15 protein-coding genes are annotated in these 17178 nt (G+C 43.5%); 4 read left to right on the forward strand and 11 right to left on the reverse strand.

The genetic code is table 11. The features are described from left to right. Nucleotides 1-9: 9 nt before the first annotated feature. From MKY16_RS23495 to MKY16_RS23525, 7 genes are all read right to left on the reverse strand, one after another. A complete protein-coding gene (locus tag MKY16_RS23495; RefSeq protein WP_340957252.1) occupies nucleotides 10-1137 on the reverse strand; it encodes an N-acetylmuramidase domain-containing protein in 1128 nt (375 codons plus the stop codon). A 24-nt stretch (nucleotides 1138-1161) separates the two neighbouring features. Beyond that, complete coding sequence (locus MKY16_RS23500; RefSeq protein WP_340957254.1) at nucleotides 1162-2607, reverse strand: NADase-type glycan-binding domain-containing protein; 1446 nt, start codon at nucleotides 2605-2607, stop codon at nucleotides 1162-1164. Next, a complete protein-coding gene (locus tag MKY16_RS23505) occupies nucleotides 2607-4058 on the reverse strand; it encodes an NADase-type glycan-binding domain-containing protein (protein ID WP_069010974.1) in 1452 nt (483 codons plus the stop codon). Before MKY16_RS23505 ends, MKY16_RS23500 begins: the two co-directional genes overlap by 1 nt. Nucleotides 4059-4207: 149 nt before the next feature. Beyond that, a complete protein-coding gene (locus tag MKY16_RS23510; RefSeq protein WP_340957257.1) occupies nucleotides 4208-6970 on the reverse strand; it encodes an NlpC/P60 family protein in 2763 nt (920 codons plus the stop codon). 51 nt (nucleotides 6971-7021) lie between these two features. Further along, nucleotides 7022-7399 (reverse strand): DUF4280 domain-containing protein, encoded by a 378-nt coding sequence (locus MKY16_RS23515; protein ID WP_029518643.1) that lies wholly within the window; start codon nucleotides 7397-7399, stop codon nucleotides 7022-7024. 2 nt (nucleotides 7400-7401) lie between these two features. Further along, nucleotides 7402-7926, reverse strand: a complete 525-nt coding sequence (locus MKY16_RS23520; RefSeq protein WP_165145931.1) for a hypothetical protein — start codon at nucleotides 7924-7926, stop codon at nucleotides 7402-7404. Next, complete coding sequence (locus MKY16_RS23525; protein WP_029518645.1) at nucleotides 7910-8515, reverse strand: hypothetical protein; 606 nt, start codon at nucleotides 8513-8515, stop codon at nucleotides 7910-7912. Before MKY16_RS23525 ends, MKY16_RS23520 begins: the two co-directional genes overlap by 17 nt. Before the next feature lie 372 nt (nucleotides 8516-8887). On the opposite strand from MKY16_RS23525, the gene MKY16_RS23530 reads away from it, so the two are divergent. Next, nucleotides 8888-10072 carry a GAF domain-containing sensor histidine kinase gene (locus MKY16_RS23530; RefSeq protein WP_029518646.1) on the forward strand — a complete coding sequence of 395 codons (1185 nt, stop codon included), beginning with the start codon at nucleotides 8888-8890 and terminating at the stop codon, nucleotides 10070-10072. Between the two features lie 139 nt (nucleotides 10073-10211). On the opposite strand, the gene MKY16_RS23535 is transcribed toward MKY16_RS23530, so the two are convergent. Next, nucleotides 10212-11168 carry a nucleoside hydrolase gene (locus MKY16_RS23535; protein WP_340957259.1) on the reverse strand — a complete coding sequence of 319 codons (957 nt, stop codon included), beginning with the start codon at nucleotides 11166-11168 and terminating at the stop codon, nucleotides 10212-10214. 210 nt (nucleotides 11169-11378) lie between these two features. On the opposite strand from MKY16_RS23535, the gene MKY16_RS23540 reads away from it, so the two are divergent. Further along, nucleotides 11379-11972, forward strand: coding sequence for a hypothetical protein (locus MKY16_RS23540; protein ID WP_165145925.1), 594 nt, complete (start codon nucleotides 11379-11381; stop codon nucleotides 11970-11972). Between the two features lie 81 nt (nucleotides 11973-12053). Here MKY16_RS23540 and MKY16_RS23545 read toward each other — a convergent pair whose 3' ends face one another. The 3 genes from MKY16_RS23545 to MKY16_RS23555 are packed head-to-tail and all read right to left on the reverse strand — an operon-like array spanning nucleotide 12054 to nucleotide 15571. Next, a complete protein-coding gene (locus MKY16_RS23545) occupies nucleotides 12054-12662 on the reverse strand; it encodes a pentapeptide repeat-containing protein (RefSeq protein WP_029518648.1) in 609 nt (202 codons plus the stop codon). A gap of 37 nt (nucleotides 12663-12699) precedes the next feature. After that, entirely contained in the window at nucleotides 12700-13209 is a 510-nt protein-coding gene (locus MKY16_RS23550) for a MarR family winged helix-turn-helix transcriptional regulator (protein WP_029518649.1), read from the reverse strand. After that, nucleotides 13199-15571: an ATP-dependent DNA helicase gene (locus MKY16_RS23555; RefSeq protein WP_340957261.1), complete on the reverse strand. Its 2373-nt coding sequence runs from the start codon at nucleotides 15569-15571 to the stop codon at nucleotides 13199-13201. The genes MKY16_RS23550 and MKY16_RS23555 overlap by 11 nt, the downstream gene beginning before the upstream one ends. A gap of 169 nt (nucleotides 15572-15740) precedes the next feature. On the opposite strand from MKY16_RS23555, the gene MKY16_RS23560 reads away from it, so the two are divergent. Together MKY16_RS23560 and MKY16_RS23565 are read left to right on the forward strand one after the other, a co-directional pair. Next, complete coding sequence (locus MKY16_RS23560) at nucleotides 15741-16817, forward strand: GGDEF domain-containing protein (protein ID WP_209947700.1); 1077 nt, start codon at nucleotides 15741-15743, stop codon at nucleotides 16815-16817. A 134-nt stretch (nucleotides 16818-16951) separates the two neighbouring features. Beyond that, entirely contained in the window at nucleotides 16952-17125 is a 174-nt protein-coding gene (locus MKY16_RS23565; RefSeq protein WP_013312483.1) for an aspartyl-phosphate phosphatase Spo0E family protein, read from the forward strand. The last annotated feature ends 53 nt before the right edge of the window (nucleotides 17126-17178 follow it).

A 17178-nucleotide genomic window follows, 5' to 3' on the forward strand; every position in this document is an offset into this window, starting at 1 on the left:
ACATATATATTAACTATTCTTATACAAGTCAGTATTTGATTTTAGCTTTTTTGTGTAATCATCTACTTTTGCTGGTCCGTTATATCCACGTACAAAGCGTCTTAAATCATTTGTTTGTAAAGAACTAAGTAGATTTTTAGAGTTTTTTATATATCTGGAGAACCCTTTTATCTGCTCTTCATGCCCAGAACTGAATGCCAGAAACATATCTTTAGCAGAACTGTATCCCGCCATTTTATAATTAGAGCCCAATATTTGCCCCAATCCCATACTTATAGAAGCATAAGCTTTTTTTTCATTCTGAGTGATGGCAAAATTCAGAGTAGCATATTCACTGCTCTGATTAGTGTGCACTTCTTTCCACTTCATTTCAACACTTTCTCGATATCTATGCTCCTTCCAATGTTTTTTTGGTTTATCTAAAAATGTAAACAATGAAGTTGGATGCTCTACAAAATGATGCACTTCAAATCTTATTACTAACTTGCCATTTCTAAAACCTGAGCCTCCTGATTCAACAAGAATAACGGCTCCAAGTAAGTTAGGATCGACGTTTAACTCTGCTCCTAGTTTTTTAATAACGTCACCATACTTCTTTTTGAATTCAGCAACAGATCCAAAACTGCCTTTATCACCTTTTCCTGTTTCAATCCCGTCCGTTTTTGGCGTATTTGGAGGTTTAACTTCTTCTTTCTTCTTAGTATCATCAGATGGTGGTGATGCTTTAGTACTCATATCAATCAGACCTAGCTTCTCGCGTATAGCTCGTCCCGCCTTCTCGGCAGCCAGCTTTTCCCTGATATCTCCACTTGCCTCCGCAGTCATCCAACGAACGGTTTCTTTTTGCATTTGCTCTTGAGCCCACTTGGGGAATGTGGCCATTTCGCGTAATTTGCTTCGAAGTCCTTCTGCCAGTTTTTGCGCTTTACGCATACCTACCTCGTCACCATTGACTTGAGCAATATACCAATCTTCTTTGTATTTACGCATCCAGGTCTGGGCCCAGTCTGGGTAGCTTAGTTTTTGTTTTTTCTGTTCTGCTGCAAGATCAAATGCCTGTGCTTTCCTGTGTGCATTAGCAGTTGTTAAAGCTCTCAACATAGGGGTTGCACCAAACGTTGGCTCTTTCCATTTCATATGTCTTCTCCTTTGTTAGAAATGCTAGAAGAATCGTATCTCCGACATACAGGTATCGTGATATTTAGTTCCTCGCTCTACGGCCTCAATCGTTATTTTCACGAAAGAGGTATGAATGGGGTTATCAAGAAATTCGTTTCTTATAAAATCATTATCTATCACCCTGGTCTGCCCGTTTGAAAACTCCAGTTTCATTCGTTTAACTCTATTATTTGCTTGGAAGGCTTTGGATGACTTGGCTAAACCATTAAAAAGTTCAAACCCCTTCAGTTCTTGCATAGAGCCGAAATCAATTTTGATCCACTCCCCGATCCCGTCTCCTTTAACTCCTTCACACCAGGCTGTACTCGCATCTCCGTCCATGATGTTTTGGGCAGCATAGGAATTTCCTGCTTGGTCTGGAAGTGTAGAAGAGGCAATGATTTTCCGTGCCGGGATACTTTTTCGATATTTCATTAAATCCGTTGTTGTTTGTATCCATTGTGTAGGGGACACGTTATAGCCTATCCTGTGAAATAGATTGGAGTATTTTATAGGCAAACCTGTTTGGATGTTTCGTTGTTGCATTTCACCCTTCGAATTCACATAAGCAACCCTGTGGTTATCTAAAGTTAAAACAGGGTTCTCAGAGAATTCTGCCAACATCCTCTTCTTTCCGTCATCTAAATTCAACATGTACCACTTTTCGTCATCATAGGAACGGTAAACTATCTTATTATTATAAAGCCACTGATAAACCTGCATTGCCTTGGTCACTGTGATTCGTTGAACCTCTTTATTCGCCATCAGATCAAAAATATATAGAGTACCATTATCTTCAATACATAATTTTGAACTATTAGGAGAAAACACACTATATCCAATAGATTCTTCCGAACCAGTATAGTTGGAAATAGATAGTTTTTGAGTGACTCGTCCCTGAATATTGTATTGAAAAAAATCTCCATTATTGGTGTACACACATTTACTTAAATCCGGTGATATTACGACGTATTCCCTATCAGGTATATTAAATTCATACAACTTTTTATATGTGGATAAGTCATAAATAAAAATGGCACTGTAATCTATCATATGTGTATATCTGCTCAGTGCTATAGTCTTGCCGTCACTAGAAAATCGCATTATTTCCAGCTCACTTCTAGGGAAATCCTCTTTCTCACTTGCGTACAACCGATCAATAATATCAGTTGTATCAATAAACGTATTGCCTGTAGGATCATCCATATCAACGAGATAGTCCACAGGCATGTTTTCATTTTCCGCTTCAAAGAGCAACCAATTTACAGCCCTTTTTGTTGGAGGAGGTTTCTTGGACTGAGAGACAGAAGCATAAGTTTCATTCCGCTCCTGTCCTACTTTTTGCCCCTCATTCGATTGTATACACCCGCATAGCATGGAAAAGATCATGACCAATAACGTAATTTTACTTATCCATACTGCAGTTTTTTTCCGTTTTCTACTGTTCATCACAATAACTTCAGCTCACCTATACATGTATTTGGGAAGTCCGCGCCTTTTTTCACTTCCAGGATGGTAATCTTAACGAAAGAAGTCCGTATAGGTTCATCAAATTTGAAACGTGCCCCACTGCCCTCAAACACTTCAGATTGCCCATTCGAAAAATCAAGTTTCATTTTTTTGATTTTACTTACGTCTAAATACTTATTATTAACCCACATGAAGTTATCGGTTATATCTATACCTCTCATCTCTTGAGTTGAACCCAAATCTATAGTTACCGTTTCCCCTACTCCGCCCCCCTTGGTTCCTTCACACCAAGAGGTTGAATAATTTCCATCCGTTAAATTGTCCACATTAAAAGAACGAATACCCTGATCAGGTAGCGTAGAAGAGGCAGTAATTCTTTTCACTTTAACCTTGTTGCTATACTTCATATAATTGGTTTTTGCTTCGATCCACTGTATTGGAGCCGTGCGTATTCCTTGGTTTTTAGTAAAAGAGGATATATCCTCCTTTCTTCCATCGCTCAGATGAACCAGATACATTTTTGATGCTTCGTATTCTGCGGACAGCGCCAATTTTTGATCAGGGGATAGTATAAATGGTGCCGTACTTTTAGTTATCCACCTTTTTTCTCCGCTCTCTATATCAAATGAATAGACATCTTTTGTGTAATTGTCGTCCTCTTCAGAAATTGTATAAATTAATTTATCTTCTTGATCCCATTGCAAAAGCGAAACCATAGACCCTGTAAGTAAACGTTTTACTCCACTAATACCGGACAGATTCAGCATAATGATGCCTGGTTGGTCATTTTCCTCAAAACAGAATCTAGTGCCATCTGGAGAAAATAATCCTGAACTAATGATACCTAAATCTATTTTACGTTTCCCAATGTCTATTTTTGTCGTTTTCCTCTTTACTGCATCATATAAATACACTTGCCCATTCAACTCATAAAGATATTTACTTAAATCAGGAGAGACTACAGGGTAAGACGTTGAAGGCAGTTCAAACTCGGACTCTTTTTTTCCTGAGTTCAGATCATATACCTCAAGAATGTGTTTTTCGCCCCCTTCTTCCACATCAGAGATTGTCCTTACGATCGCCATTCGACTTCCATCATTTGATACTCTACTGACAGTTACTTGGGAGCCGCGATATTTTATTCGCTCTTCTTTAGTTTGCATCGCATCTACCAAGTCATCGATTCGTATATAGGTCTTCCCTGTAGGATCATCTAAATTGGTCAAAAATTGAGTCGGATATGGGTCTTCTTCTCCATTTAAAAGCCACCGTGCTTCTTTTTCAGTAACATTTCTATTATCTTGTGTGACCCTGTGTGATGATATTTCTTGGGGGTGAGGAGACGAGAAAGCTTCCTCTCCTTTAAACCCACTACATGCCGATATAATGGCTACAAAAGTAACAATCAATATGATTTTTATAAAATTCACTTTCTTACCACTCCCTCTTCCGTTCTCAATAAAGCCTACCTAGCTAAACGGGGCAGCACTATTTTCTCCTGAGAATACCTTGGAATCAAATATTATTATGATGTTTTAAGCTACTACTTATTTTCTTATTTTCTTATTTTCTTATTTTCTTATTTGTTAATTATTGAGCCATCATCTTGTATAATACGTCTAATTGCGATAACGTTTGAATATATAAGACCATAACCTTTTCCCCAATTTGTGTTTAATTTATCTATTGTTACATTATGAGATGGCTTGAGGTCCTTTTTCATTTCAGCAAGAGTTTGTGCATTACCATGCTCGTGAATGAACTTTCCATCTCCCACATATATTCCTACATGATCTACTTTGAATTTGGTTTTCCCCCCACTCCCCCAATCAAATAAGATTAAATCACCTAACTTCAAATTTTTATAATCCCCACTGGATCGTAAAGCTTTGTAGTCAACCTCTGTTCCCCGATGGATTTGATCGCTTGTAGTACCGCCTATACGCACATTTAATATGGTAAAGTACACCGAGGAACTAAAATCAGAACAGTCCATATAAATAGGTGGATTGTTGGGGTCCAGCTTCATCGTTGTAATTTTAGTATCCATACAGTAAGGAATCTTGCCTAAAAACTTCTTAGCGAATTCTACAATTGCTTTCCTTTTTTCCTCGGCAGAACTGTTGGATGGAGTAGGCTTTGGTTCCTCCTGCGTTGGCTTTTCAGGAGTAGTCGGCGGCTTCTTGCCCGGTTCCGTTTTCGTTGTTGTCGTTGCTGGAACTGTTGGCGTTGCAGCCTTATTAACCTTAGGCCATGGAAGAATGCCATTGGCTACTTGATGCAGGTACACTGCGAGCACATCACGACCATATCCCTTATTTTCCAGGCCGTATTTTTTCGCAAAATCATGCAAAGCGGCGTTGAACTCCTTATCCCAATCGCCTGTAGTTGGTAGCTTGTACGAGAAGCTGTCTGGATACTTCTTGGCAAGCTTGTTCAAATTCTCTCTGGCAAGCAGGCTGTTTACGCCATACTTACTCCGCAGATCGGCCGCTTCCTTGGCTAGAGCCTTTTGATCAGCTATGGTCAGCTTATGGGCCGCATCTGCGTATTGTCCGGACAACTCCTCCAGCCGATTCGCATCCAGATAGGATTTGGCTGAATGACCACGAATCAGCTCGTTGATTAGCACGTTGTCACGCAGTTGGTTGGCGAGAAGATGCATCTGCTTTTGCTTGGCCTTGTCGTTGGCTCCATGCGCTTCCCACCACTGGGACGTGTATTCATGCATTTGCGCTCTGGCCCAGGCAGGCATACGATCTATTTCTGCCACCTGCTGACGCAATTGTTTGGCCTTGGATGCTGCTTCCTTGGCCCCTTTTTTGTCCCCGGCTGCCACGGCTTTGTAGTAGTCCGTTTTAAATTGAAGCAGCAAATTCTGCACCCATTGCGGATACCCTTTTCCCTTCAATTCTTGAATCAGGGATTTATAAGCTTTCAGTTCGGCATCAGGCACCTGATTTTTCATGAACTTACTAGCCTTGATATGAAGTGCTCCATCGGTTCGGATATAGCTAGTTTTGCACGTCAGAGATATTTCGCGAGTAGCGGTCATCTGTACCTTTTTGCCATGCAGCACTAGGTCTGTATCGGCGTGAAAGGTGAGATCGTGATGGCTGTACACATGAATACCAGATGCAGGGTTTAAGCGTACCAGTATCTTGTCTTTCTGGGTGGAGAGGGCTAATTCCTTATCATCGAATCTCGCCACTTTTTGTGTTTTGGTATGAAATAGCTTTCTTGACGGTTGACTGATTTCATCTCCTTTGTAGTCTCTCTTACGCAGGGATTGAACTACACGAGCCTCCTTTTCTTTGTTAGATGGAAAATACAAATGGACATGATCCCCCAGCTCAGGCATGCAATGCCAACCGATCCCATCTCCGGTATACATAGTGGGGTAAGAAAACCAGCACCCTTCAACTTTGGACTGCATGGAATCCACGGACAGATGAAGTTTAACGGATTCGTTTTCACTATTTAAATCAATAACTTTCCCTTCAATAGAGGTACCTTTAATAAACTGATTATGTATGACCTCCCTCGGAATACCCTCTTCAGGAACGAGAACATAGTCATATGTCATAATACCTTGCTTCATCCCTGCATGAATTTGATCAATAACCCAATGCTTTCGTCGAAACACGACGACATCTCCAAGTTCAAAACGCTTCGTATCCTCCACTTCAGCATATGTATACCGGGGGCCTGACTTTGTTTTTTGGAGGGAAAAGTTAATGCTGCGCAGTTCACCTTTCACCTGTTCTTTTGAGGCACCTAGCCATAGTCTCGGGAACACGGACGTAATCTCGGCAATCAGTCCAGTTTGTAGATGAGAAGCCATTCTTTTCAGAAACTCCCAGTCACTCTCCCCATACTGAATAGTAAAGCCATCTAACTTTTGATTGCTGTCCGTCAGGTCAATAAAATCCCCATGTGGATAGGCATCTATGAGTTCGCGGAATAGTTGATAATATGTCAATTTGCCGTTTTGAAACGAACGGTTTTTCCTTTGTTGATCCATCAGATATGTAAAAGAGGCAGCCTCGATGTACATGTGATATACGCCATTTTTGAATGCAATTCTAATATTGGTGACGATTCCTTTAAAGATGCTAACTGTCCCTCGGTCTTCATCCATCTCATATACCTCTAGCACATCCTCATCATGTGCTAAACCGTCATACTTCGCATGGTCCTCATCCGGTATGAGAGCAGTAATGTACACCTTGCCGTGCTCATTTATCTTCTGTGTCAATTCAAAATCAAGCAGCCTGATAATCTCATACGGTGCATTTACTTTAATATTTCCATAAGTCAGCACAGTTCCTGCCAGTCCCATCTTACTCCCCCCGGTTGCTTTTCATGTGATGCAAATCCTACAATCTGTTAACTATTCCTGCCCGTCTGTGGTGAACGAGATTTTTCCACACCACATGCATAAGTTCGTGGAGCAGCTCATCAGAGCCGGAGATTGATCTACGTATACATCCTTTTTTCCATTCAACCAAGGCATAGAAACGCTCGGTTTGCAGGACTGCGGAATGATTTTCCCGGAATTCCCTTTGTTAGCAGAAGAGACTGCAGGATTATGCATACTACGACACATTCCGAAAGAAGGGATATGCGTCTGCGGGTGAAAATCCTGAATATTCCCTTGTAGTTTGTCACCAATACTAATTCCCCTGTTAGCTGAAACACTAAATCTTCCTGTATGACTTCCATAGCTGCAATGTATCTGTGCCCCATCCACTACATAGCTCTCACTCATTCTTAGACTCTCCTTTGTATAGATGGCCCCTCTGTATCGACCTTTTGTAATTTCAAGCCTGCCAGATTGAACTTCAAAATACATTCAGCCACATCGAGGTCTACAATGATATGATGATTGGCACCCTGAACCCTGAATATTTTATGATTCTCGACTGCATATTCATCTAAAATGATTTTCTTCAGTGTACCGTCCCTATGATATTCACTGCGTGGTGATAAACACATCAGGCTAGGCGGATTTGCCAGCCAATACCTTGTTTGCTGCATTCGCTGCATATCGGCAAAAACAACTAACTTCCAGCTTAATCCGGCTTGATATATATCAAAGATTTCCTTTAGTTGTTCCGAAACGATGGGTAACGGATGCTCTATAAAATCAATATAGTCCGCATCACCTGATACATAAAATTGTAAAATAGATTCTTCATCGGCACATGATGAGCTTTCTGCCCATTCCAATAACTGCCGGCGATTCGTCCCTACTGGATACATATACTCCGTAATACGATTATCCTGTTGAATCATGTAGTACTCCATAAGCTCTTGAATACACCACCTCACTGATTCCTTTATACTCCCCTATTCTTACTTCCAAATCGTCCTCACATTTCAAGGCCTTGAATTCAGGTAAATGTACAACCTGCTGAATAGCATCTTTCGCTAATTTCAGAATATATTGATGAAATTCCCCTGCAGCCTGGAGTACAAATCGCTCCACATCAGGCTGAAAAATCTTGTTCATATAAGGTTTTCGAAGCTGATTCAATTCATCCTCCAATTCTGCTAAAAAGCTGAATGCCCAGCCTGCATCATAGATTCCATAACAAGGTTGAGGATCAAAGAACCAATTTTTATCATAGGCTTCGACGACATAGTTATAGTTGCGATCCACCAGATACGTGCGCCTCATAGAATAAGTAATGTATCCGATCCTTGTCTTGGCCACTTCTGAAGAATGGGCTTGCAGGCAGATCGATTGAAAGGATTGAATAAAAGAAGAGATGAGCTCATCTTTTCTTTGTTCATACAAAGACGCTGCCTGATGTAATTTCTGGTTCAATACATCTTCTGCATAGGTCTTAAGGAAGTGTTCTAGGGCTTCTTGTCTATTCATAATTCCACCTCTGAACCTATTATATAGAATATTTACATGATATTACTGGTTCTATCCTCCTATTTTATTACACAATTTTCATATCATGAGATTACATATGAATTTATGAAAATAGAATGAAAATAATCATATATTTTCGTGAATGTGTAATAATACAAACAAAAACCTTCCCAGAAAGGCTAGCATTAGACCTAAAAAATGAAGGTTTGCGCAAGCGAATAGGTAAATGGAAGTAGAAAGATCGGTTTATAATGAAATAATCATGTATAATTAACAATACGCTCCAAAAGCACATTCAGAGGATCGAGAATGGGATACACAAACTGCTAAAGTTTTTGGATAACCACCACTTTGCATCAGGATTGGAGATACATGACTACTTCACCTACAGGTTTTTATAATAGTATTCAAGAGGCTACCGCGCACGTCATTGATGTGTTGAGTGATATTTTACATGTAAACACCATTTTTATTACCGCTAATGATGGGATTACGAATGTAATCGTTGATTCATTTAACCGGGAAGAGATACTCGTTAAGAAAGGGGATGTGCTCCCTTTTGAGCTTAGCTATTGCAGTCTGGTGTTGGATCATCCTGCGGATCACCTCACGATTTCAGAAACGACTATTCACCCGCACACATGCGACTTAGATGTGACTAAAACTATCGGAAACCACTCATTTACAGGAATCCCTATTCGCATGAAAAATGGTCAGGCTTACGGAACCATTTGTATCTTGGACGCACCATCTGTACATTTGACAGAATCCGAACTGAAGGCCCTACAGGCTATGGCTGTATTTCTGGGTTATGTGGTGGAACTGGAGAAAGAAAAGATAGATGCTGAGATCTCTGCCCTGAGCAAGCTGGATTTGATCTCTTCCCTGAGTAATAAAATTCGGTTTTCGCTAACCGAAATATGGGGAGCCACCGACCTCATGCTGACGACAGAGTTAACAGAGGAACAACAGCAATATATGAGCATCATGGAGTCGAGCAGTCGCTCGCTTATGACGTTGTTGAGTAATATTTTGGATTACAGCAATATAGAGTCCAGGCAGATCGATGATATTGAAGATCCGTTTGATCTGAGAACGATGATGGAAAATGTATTGAGTCTGTATACAGAGGTAGCCGCACAGCGGAATCTAGAGTTGAAGCTTGACTGGAATCTCACCAGCTCGCCTATTTTTATCGGGGATGAGGCTAAAATTCGCCGTATGTTGATTAATTTGGTAGATAATGCAGTGAAGTTTACAAACACAGGAACCGTCACTTTATCTGCAAACACCCGATCTGTGACCGATGCACCTGAGGTTGAACTGGAATTAAAGGTGAAGGATACTGGAATCGGTATATCTCCGAATAAATTGAAATTGTGGCTTGAACATGACCGTGGGTACTCCCCCTCATATGGTAATCCAGGCTTGGGTTGGCAGATTACCAAACATCTATTAAAACGAATGAAGGGTAAGATGACAGGGAGGAGTGAACCTGGTAGCGGGACGGAGATAACGCTCCAATTCACCCTGAAAACATACCAGGAGTCTGCCTAAAACTGAAATTAGCTAGTGATGATATGGTATATCATGTAATAGAAGCCCGTGACGCATAACGTTCACGGGCTTTATGTTATGGGTACGTCTCACTAGGCAGTATTATCGCCCTATGCCGCACGTCTGTACATTGCCAGACTTAGTAACGTTTGGGAGCAGCCAGCTTGGCCAAATCCGCCATATACGTAAAGAAGGCTTCCGGGTCTGTATCATACACCAGATTCACAGGACGTCCATCCGCCTGTTCCATCGTTCTGCCCTGACTTGGCCCTTCTGCGATCACGCTGCAATGCACCGTCTTTTTCTTGACAATGTCCGGGCGTCCTACGGATGCAGTGGTCAGTACATCCCACAAGTAGTAGGTTGAGTTCGTTTCGCTATAGACGAGCGGCGGACATCCCGCGTAGCAGTTGCCTAGGAAATCCACGCCCTCATATCGGCGCTCGGCAGCCCAACGATTGCGTACTGCTGGAGTTAATGGTACTTTGCTTGTGCTTTCCAGCGCTACCAGATCAATCGTGATGCCGCTTTGCCACACCCGATATGCCGCTTCTGGGTCCCAGAATACATTCCACTCTGCTGTGCCGTCATGCTCCGGCTCTTCCACATTCCCTTTTTCAAAGGTGCCGCCCATCCATACCAGCTTTTCAATCTTTGCTTCAATATCCGGTGCTTCATCCAGCGCCCGCGCCAGATCGGTTAGCGGTCCAGTGAATAGCAACAGCGTTTTACCTTCAGCTCCGCGTACCTTTTCGATCAGATGCTGATGAGCTGGCAGGGATGAAAGCGGTGCTTCCATACGCCCCGATTCATTCAGTACGGGTAATGCATCCACATAGAAGGAATGTAAACGCCAAGCGGCAGGAAACGGATTTTTACCGCGTGAATTAGACTTTGCGACTTCCACAGGCCCTTTATTTTGTCCAAAACGATCAATAATTTTACGGCTGGCATCCGTCGCAGGCTCCAGATAACCATCTGCTGGAATCACCGATACTCCGGTCAAATGAACCTGCTCCATCTGAAGCAGCATAAAAAGGGATACTAGATCATCCACTCCACCATCATGATTAAAATAAACGTTTGTCTGACTCATCTGTCTCTTCCTTCCTTTATCCCCGTAAGCAGGCTTGTTCTTATCGGCAACCACCCTTCATTATGCCTGATCGCTTCACAGGAGTAAATGTGCGATAGTGCGTGAATCAGGGATTTTTTGCTTGCGCCATGCTTAAGATAGGTAGAAATGTGTGTAATAACAGGGTAGAATCATGGGTCCTAATCGGAAGCGTATGAAGGAGAGATGCATATGACAGCCCAAACAATAGAAGAGTTGGAGCAGATCCGTAAAGAGTGTAAATCCATGGTGACAAAAAGAGCTGCGGCTTCGGGTGGAGCGGTATTAGTTCCAGTTCCAGGGGCTGACGTTCTTGCTGATGTTGGCATTTTGATGCAGCTACTGCCAGCCATTAATGGAAAGTTCGGATTATCTGAGAAGCAGCTGGAAGGTCTGGACGCAGAAACCAAATCCATGGTGTATGGTTTTATCACTTCGATTGGCAGCAAGCTGATTGGGCGACTCATCACCCGTGAAGTTATCGTGCAGATTTTGCAAAAGATGGGCATTCGGATCGCTACCAAGCAGGTTAGCAAGTTTGTTCCCCTTCTGGGGCAAGGGCTAGCCGCGGCAATTGGCTTTACTGCTATGCGAACCATTGGCAATCGGCATGTCGATCAATGTTATGAAGTAGCCAAACGCTTGCTGGAACAGCGAACTGCCGTAGATATCGCGCGCAACTGGACGGTTCCACAGCAGCCTCTAGAGCCTGTGGGAATTGATCATTTGCCAAACCAGAACCCGGAAGCAGCAATTCCACTACTGCCGGCATCCACTAAAGATTAAGTCCTTCAATTTCGAATCAACCGTCCATTTCACCCGCACGGGGTACTCCAGATCAAAACCAGCATCGGTATCCCGTGCTTTTTAGCCTTCTACCTTGGCTCCATAGGAGCGAGCCACCGCTACTGCCTGCTCGATATCCAACTTGGCTCCGGTGATGTCCAGATCTTTAAAATTCACGCCATCCATCTTCGCACCGCGCAGGTCTGTTCCTTGAAGATGGGCTTTGTGCAGTCTTACCCGGCTAAGATCAGCCTCTCGCAAATCTGCTTTTTCCAAATTGCATTCGGATAAGTCGGCTTCCTTGAATCGTATTTTTCGCAAATCTTGTTTTCTTAAATCTGCATGACGCAAATTCGTATAAGACCAATCTCCGCCCGTAATTGTGATACCATCCATATTCGCCCCCGCAAAATCTGAACCTACCAGCTTGCAGTTATCAAACCGGACTACAAACAGATTGGCGCTGGTGAACAAACAATTGGTAAAAGCCGACTCCTTGTAGTGAGATGCATTCAGAATGGCCCCGGTAAAATCACAGTCCACAAAAGTACAGCCTTCCACAAGGGACTCATTCATCTCCACACCCCGAAAGCGACATCGGGTAAACTCGCAATTTTTCCACTCGCCTTCTCTGGCATCCATTGATCCAAAATCACGGTCTTCATAGACCTCATCTGTATAAAAGAACATGTTCTCTCTCCTATTCCTTATTCCCTATATCAGGAATTCAGCATTTCGGCAAGGACCGCTCAAAACCGCCTTTCATTTTCCCCAGCAAACCCTTCATCATCTGATGATCCTGCGGCGTAAACTCAGACATACACGACCGAATCAGCTTCGTATAATAAGGGACTATCTTACTTAATAGCTCTCGTCCTGCCTCTTTTAATCCGACAGTCACCATCCGTCCGTCACTCTCATGAGCCACACGTTCAATCATGCCATCTCGCTCTAATCCGTCGATCAGTCCCGTCATGGTCCCACGCGTGACATCCGCTTTTTCCGCTAACTCCGATGGTGTCATGCGATGCGGCGAGTGGCAATGCAACAGGCTAAGCACGATAATCCGACCCTGAGAAGCCCCCAACTTGGTCAAATCTGTATCCATTTCTCTGAAAATACCGTTAGCCAAGCGCGCAAATGTCACAAAAGTCTCTATATTATCTACTTCGGCATCCTCATGTCCAAAGCTACGCAGCACCCCGCGTATGGAGTCATTATGAAAATTAAAGTTCATAGTCTATCCATTCCTTCCTTAATCCCGCTTGTTCCGTCAGACGGTAGCTTTTCCATTCATCTGGCAGCAAAGAAGCATACGGTTCCTTGGCAAAACGATCATCTACCAGGACCAACAATCCTTCGTCGTGCTCTGTGCGGATAAGCCTGCCACCTGCCTGAAGAACCTTGTTCATCCCTGGATATACATACGCATAGTTGAAACCATTCCGTCCCTGTTCCGAAAAGTAATCCCGCAGCACATCTCGCTCTGCTCCAATTTGCGGCAAGCCAACGCCGACGACGACTACCCCATTTAAGCGATCCCCGGGTAAATCAACACCTTCAGCAAACACACCACCCAATACGGCAAAGCCAAGCAAGGTGTGCTCTTGCCCAGGCTGGAAGGCCTCTAGGAATCGATCCCGCTCTGGTTCGGTCATCCCCGGACTTTGTACCAACGTATTTGCGGACACGTCCCGAAGCATGAACTCCTCATATACCTCACGCAGGTATGGATAGGACGGGAAAAACACAAGCATATTTCCTTTCCGTTCCACAACCAATGCAGCCAGCATATCCGCAATCGCCCCTTTGGAACGCTCGCGATCCCGATAACGGATGGAGAGCGGCAGCAGACGTACATCCCATTGCTCCTGATGGAAAGGGGAAGGAACCTGTAACGTATAATCTTCCTCGTTTGCTCCGAGCATGTCCCGATAATAAGCAAGCGGTGTCAACGTCGCGGAAAAATAAATGGCTGAGCGGTAGCCCTTAATAGCTTGTCCCAGCAAGTGAGAAGGATCGAGGCAGAACAGCTTGACCCTCACTTCACTGCGCCCTGCTTCCACATAAGTAACGTACCGTTCATCATATAAAGCAGCAATCCGCAGCATATTCTGAGCAGTAAAATACGTATCCAGAAGCAATGCGTAGGCCGTACTTTCACTGCTTGCGCGACTTGTACTACTCCCCGTTACCAGTTCACGTTCAGCAGCTTCCACAAAAGGCACCAGCAGCTCCAGCACCTCTTGCGGCGCTACTGTCTCCACTGCTTTTCCTGTGTCTGCATATTGCTTGCGCAGCGTAATCATATGTGCGTTCACTGCACTCGCAGTCGCAGCAATCTCTGGACTTAGCAGCTTAAATTCTCGTTTCAGTTCCAAAAAAGAAGATTTCAAAATTTCCGCCGAAAACATGTCCCGGCCGCGTTCTACCAGATTATGCGCCTCATCCACCAGTACGACACCTTTTCGCTTGTGCTCCTCCAGCAATCTTTTCAGAGAAATCCGTGGATCGAAAACATAATTATAATCACTGATTATACCATCCGAGGCATACGCCACATCCAGCGAAAATTCAAAGGGACAAACCTTATGCTTGCGCGCATAACGCTCAATCACCGCCCGGGTCATTAACGTCTCATTCGCCAAAATATCGGATACCGCACCGTTGATCCGGTCGTAGTAGCCCTCGCACATGCTGCATGATCCAGCGTCACAATCATTTTCATCCTTAAAGCAAATTTTATCCTTCGCAGTCAAAGTCACCACATGCATGTGCAGCCCTTGGGTCTGCATTCTGGCATAAGCTTCTTCAGCTGCTGCCCGAGTGGTGGTACGAGCCGTTACATAATATACTCGCCTAACCTGCCCCTCACCGATCGCCTTGATCGCAGGAAACAAAGTGGATACCGTTTTACCGATACCCGTAGGCGCTTTGGCAAACAGGTTAACCCCTTCGGCAATCGTCTTGTACACCGAACCCGCGAGCGTTCGCTGACCCGAACGATACGTGTCAAAGGGAAAGTCCAACATAGCAATGCTGGCATCCCGCTTTTCCGCATGTGCTCTCAGCAGGAATGCATACGGTGCATAACCAGCAATCATCTCCTGCGCGAAAGCTTCCAGCTCAGTAAAGGATAGCTCGCGCCTAAATCGGCGAATGTCTTCACTGTGTGCCTGCACATAAGTAAGCTGGACCTGCATGGAATGATGTTGTTCCTCACGAGCAATCATATAGGCATACAGAAATGCTTGCGCCCAGTGTACGGGTTGACCGTCACCCTGAATATCTTCGAGAGGCAAAGAGATCGATTTAATTTCATCGACCGTCCATACGCCATCCAGCTCAATCAGTCCGTCACAGCGGCCTTCAATGATAAACAATTCGTCCTTATACTGAATTTCTGTACGTAAATGTACCTCTTTGCGGTCATGCTCCTTGTAACCTTTCTGGATAACCTGATGCACGCGAGTTCCTTCGAGCATACTGCTATTCGATCGAAAGCCGCTATGAATGCTGCCGCTCCGATGCACATATTCCACAAGTGGACGCACCGATATGTGAATTGGTTCCTTCATACGATCACCCGTTCCGGTCATAGTCCTTTCACTGTACCACGTAGATAAACGAAACGTAAGGGACAGAAGAATCGTTTAATGGTCGATTGGTATTCACTCATGCCTACTTTTTACCGAAATATAGAAACGAGGCCTTTTGCTTTATTCCCCACAATACTACAACTCTCATTACAGCATAAAGGATAGGGATATGTTAAAAGAATTAATTAACAATTTTGCGTTATTAACGAGCTTCTTATTCTTCGGAAATTTATTTTCCCGGAAATATGAACGTTACCTGACAAATCATGCACTCATTCATCAGATATTAAACGGTTTAATGCTGGGCGTGTTTAGCATTCTGTTAATGATGACCGGTTTATGGATCCGTGGGCACTTTGTGGTTGATCTCCGCCAATTGGCGATTATCATATCTGTTTATATAGGAGGATCGGTATCCGGTCTGCTGACCACCCTGATCGTCATCCTGTATCGTATTTACATCACAGGGGGATGGACGGATATTACTCTGACTGTTACGGTTAATTGCTTCATGACACTAGTCCTTTCACTTATCTTTATTCGAGAAAAAAAGCTAGCCCTCGGCAAATGGATGTCAGCCGTGCTTGGGGCTGTTGTTGTGTCGCTGTTATCTGCTTTTTTTGTGGATGATCCACCCAACTTAGAATCTATAATAATGATCACAACCGTGAAGATTCTTGGCGGCTTGTTCACTTATTTTATGATGTCCCATATCAAAAAAACAGAACGGGCTATTCACCTGCTGGAAGAGGCTGCGAACCGCGATCATTTAACCGGGCTATACAGTCCGCGTGCTTTTGATGCGCTGTTCGAAGAGGTACTTCATGCTTCCAAGACTACAAAAAAACCCTTTGGACTTGTGATGCTAGATATTGACCACTTTAAAAAAATTAATGATACGTATGGCCATTTGAACGGAGACGCCGTCTTAAGCCAATTGGGAATTTTGTTAAATCGGGAATCTACAACGAGAGCATACCCCTCCCGTAAAGGCGGAGAGGAATTCGCAATTCTACTCGGAGATTGTGATACCGAAAAGGCGGCAAGCTTTGCCGAGAAGATTCGAAAAGCTGTGGAAAATGAATGTTTTCTCTTGAATGACGGAACCATACTCTCCTTAACCGTATCCATCGGGGCAGGCAGCTCTCCTGTTATTGCATCGAGGCGTTTATTGGAAAAAGCAGACGAGGCATTGTATGAAGCTAAACGATCAGGACGCAATCGGGTAGAACTGGCAAAACCATAAATATTAGTCGCTAAATGTCAGGAAAGCTGGATTATTGTTAATAAAAAGTGGTAAAATGGAAATAACATCGTTATCAAAAAAACTTCTGCCGCTAGTGGAGACATGCCTTACAATCGACATGGGGGGTGGGCTTTGTGAACCTCGAACAATTGGAAAAACTCATGGAAAAAGAACGCCGTGAACTGAATCGCATGGCTGACTTACACGGATTAAAAGATGAACGTGTATTGGACAAATCCTCCAGACTTGACCGTATTATGGACAAGTACCTTCACACCAAGCGTGCAATAAACCAAACACACTCATAGAAGCAAGCTACATCGCTGCCCCTCAGGGCAGCTTTTTTATTCTGCATCGTACT

Source organism: Paenibacillus sp. FSL L8-0641, assembly GCF_038006265.1.
GTDB lineage: Bacteria > Bacillota > Bacilli > Paenibacillales > Paenibacillaceae > Paenibacillus > Paenibacillus polymyxa_D.

Coding starts and splice junctions, on each gene's coding strand:
- MKY16_RS23495 (WP_340957252.1), bottom strand. CDS start 1,137: ATGAAATGGAAAGAGCCAACGTTTGGTGCAACCCCTATGTTGAGAGCT.
- MKY16_RS23500 (WP_340957254.1), bottom strand. CDS start 2,607: ATGAACAGTAGAAAACGGAAAAAAACTGCAGTATGGATAAGTAAAATT.
- MKY16_RS23510 (WP_340957257.1), bottom strand. CDS start 6,970: ATGGGACTGGCAGGAACTGTGCTGACTTATGGAAATATTAAAGTAAAT.
- MKY16_RS23515 (WP_029518643.1), bottom strand. CDS start 7,399: ATGAGTGAGAGCTATGTAGTGGATGGGGCACAGATACATTGCAGCTAT.
- MKY16_RS23520 (WP_165145931.1), bottom strand. CDS start 7,926: ATGATTCAACAGGATAATCGTATTACGGAGTATATGTATCCAGTAGGG.
- MKY16_RS23525 (WP_029518645.1), bottom strand. CDS start 8,515: ATGAATAGACAAGAAGCCCTAGAACACTTCCTTAAGACCTATGCAGAA.
- MKY16_RS23530 (WP_029518646.1), top strand. CDS start 8,888: ATGACTACTTCACCTACAGGTTTTTATAATAGTATTCAAGAGGCTACC.
- MKY16_RS23535 (WP_340957259.1), bottom strand. CDS start 11,168: ATGAGTCAGACAAACGTTTATTTTAATCATGATGGTGGAGTGGATGAT.
- MKY16_RS23540 (WP_165145925.1), top strand. CDS start 11,379: ATGACAGCCCAAACAATAGAAGAGTTGGAGCAGATCCGTAAAGAGTGT.
- MKY16_RS23545 (WP_029518648.1), bottom strand. CDS start 12,662: ATGTTCTTTTATACAGATGAGGTCTATGAAGACCGTGATTTTGGATCA.
- MKY16_RS23550 (WP_029518649.1), bottom strand. CDS start 13,209: ATGAACTTTAATTTTCATAATGACTCCATACGCGGGGTGCTGCGTAGC.
- MKY16_RS23555 (WP_340957261.1), bottom strand. CDS start 15,571: ATGACCGGAACGGGTGATCGTATGAAGGAACCAATTCACATATCGGTG.
- MKY16_RS23560 (WP_209947700.1), top strand. CDS start 15,741: ATGTTAAAAGAATTAATTAACAATTTTGCGTTATTAACGAGCTTCTTA.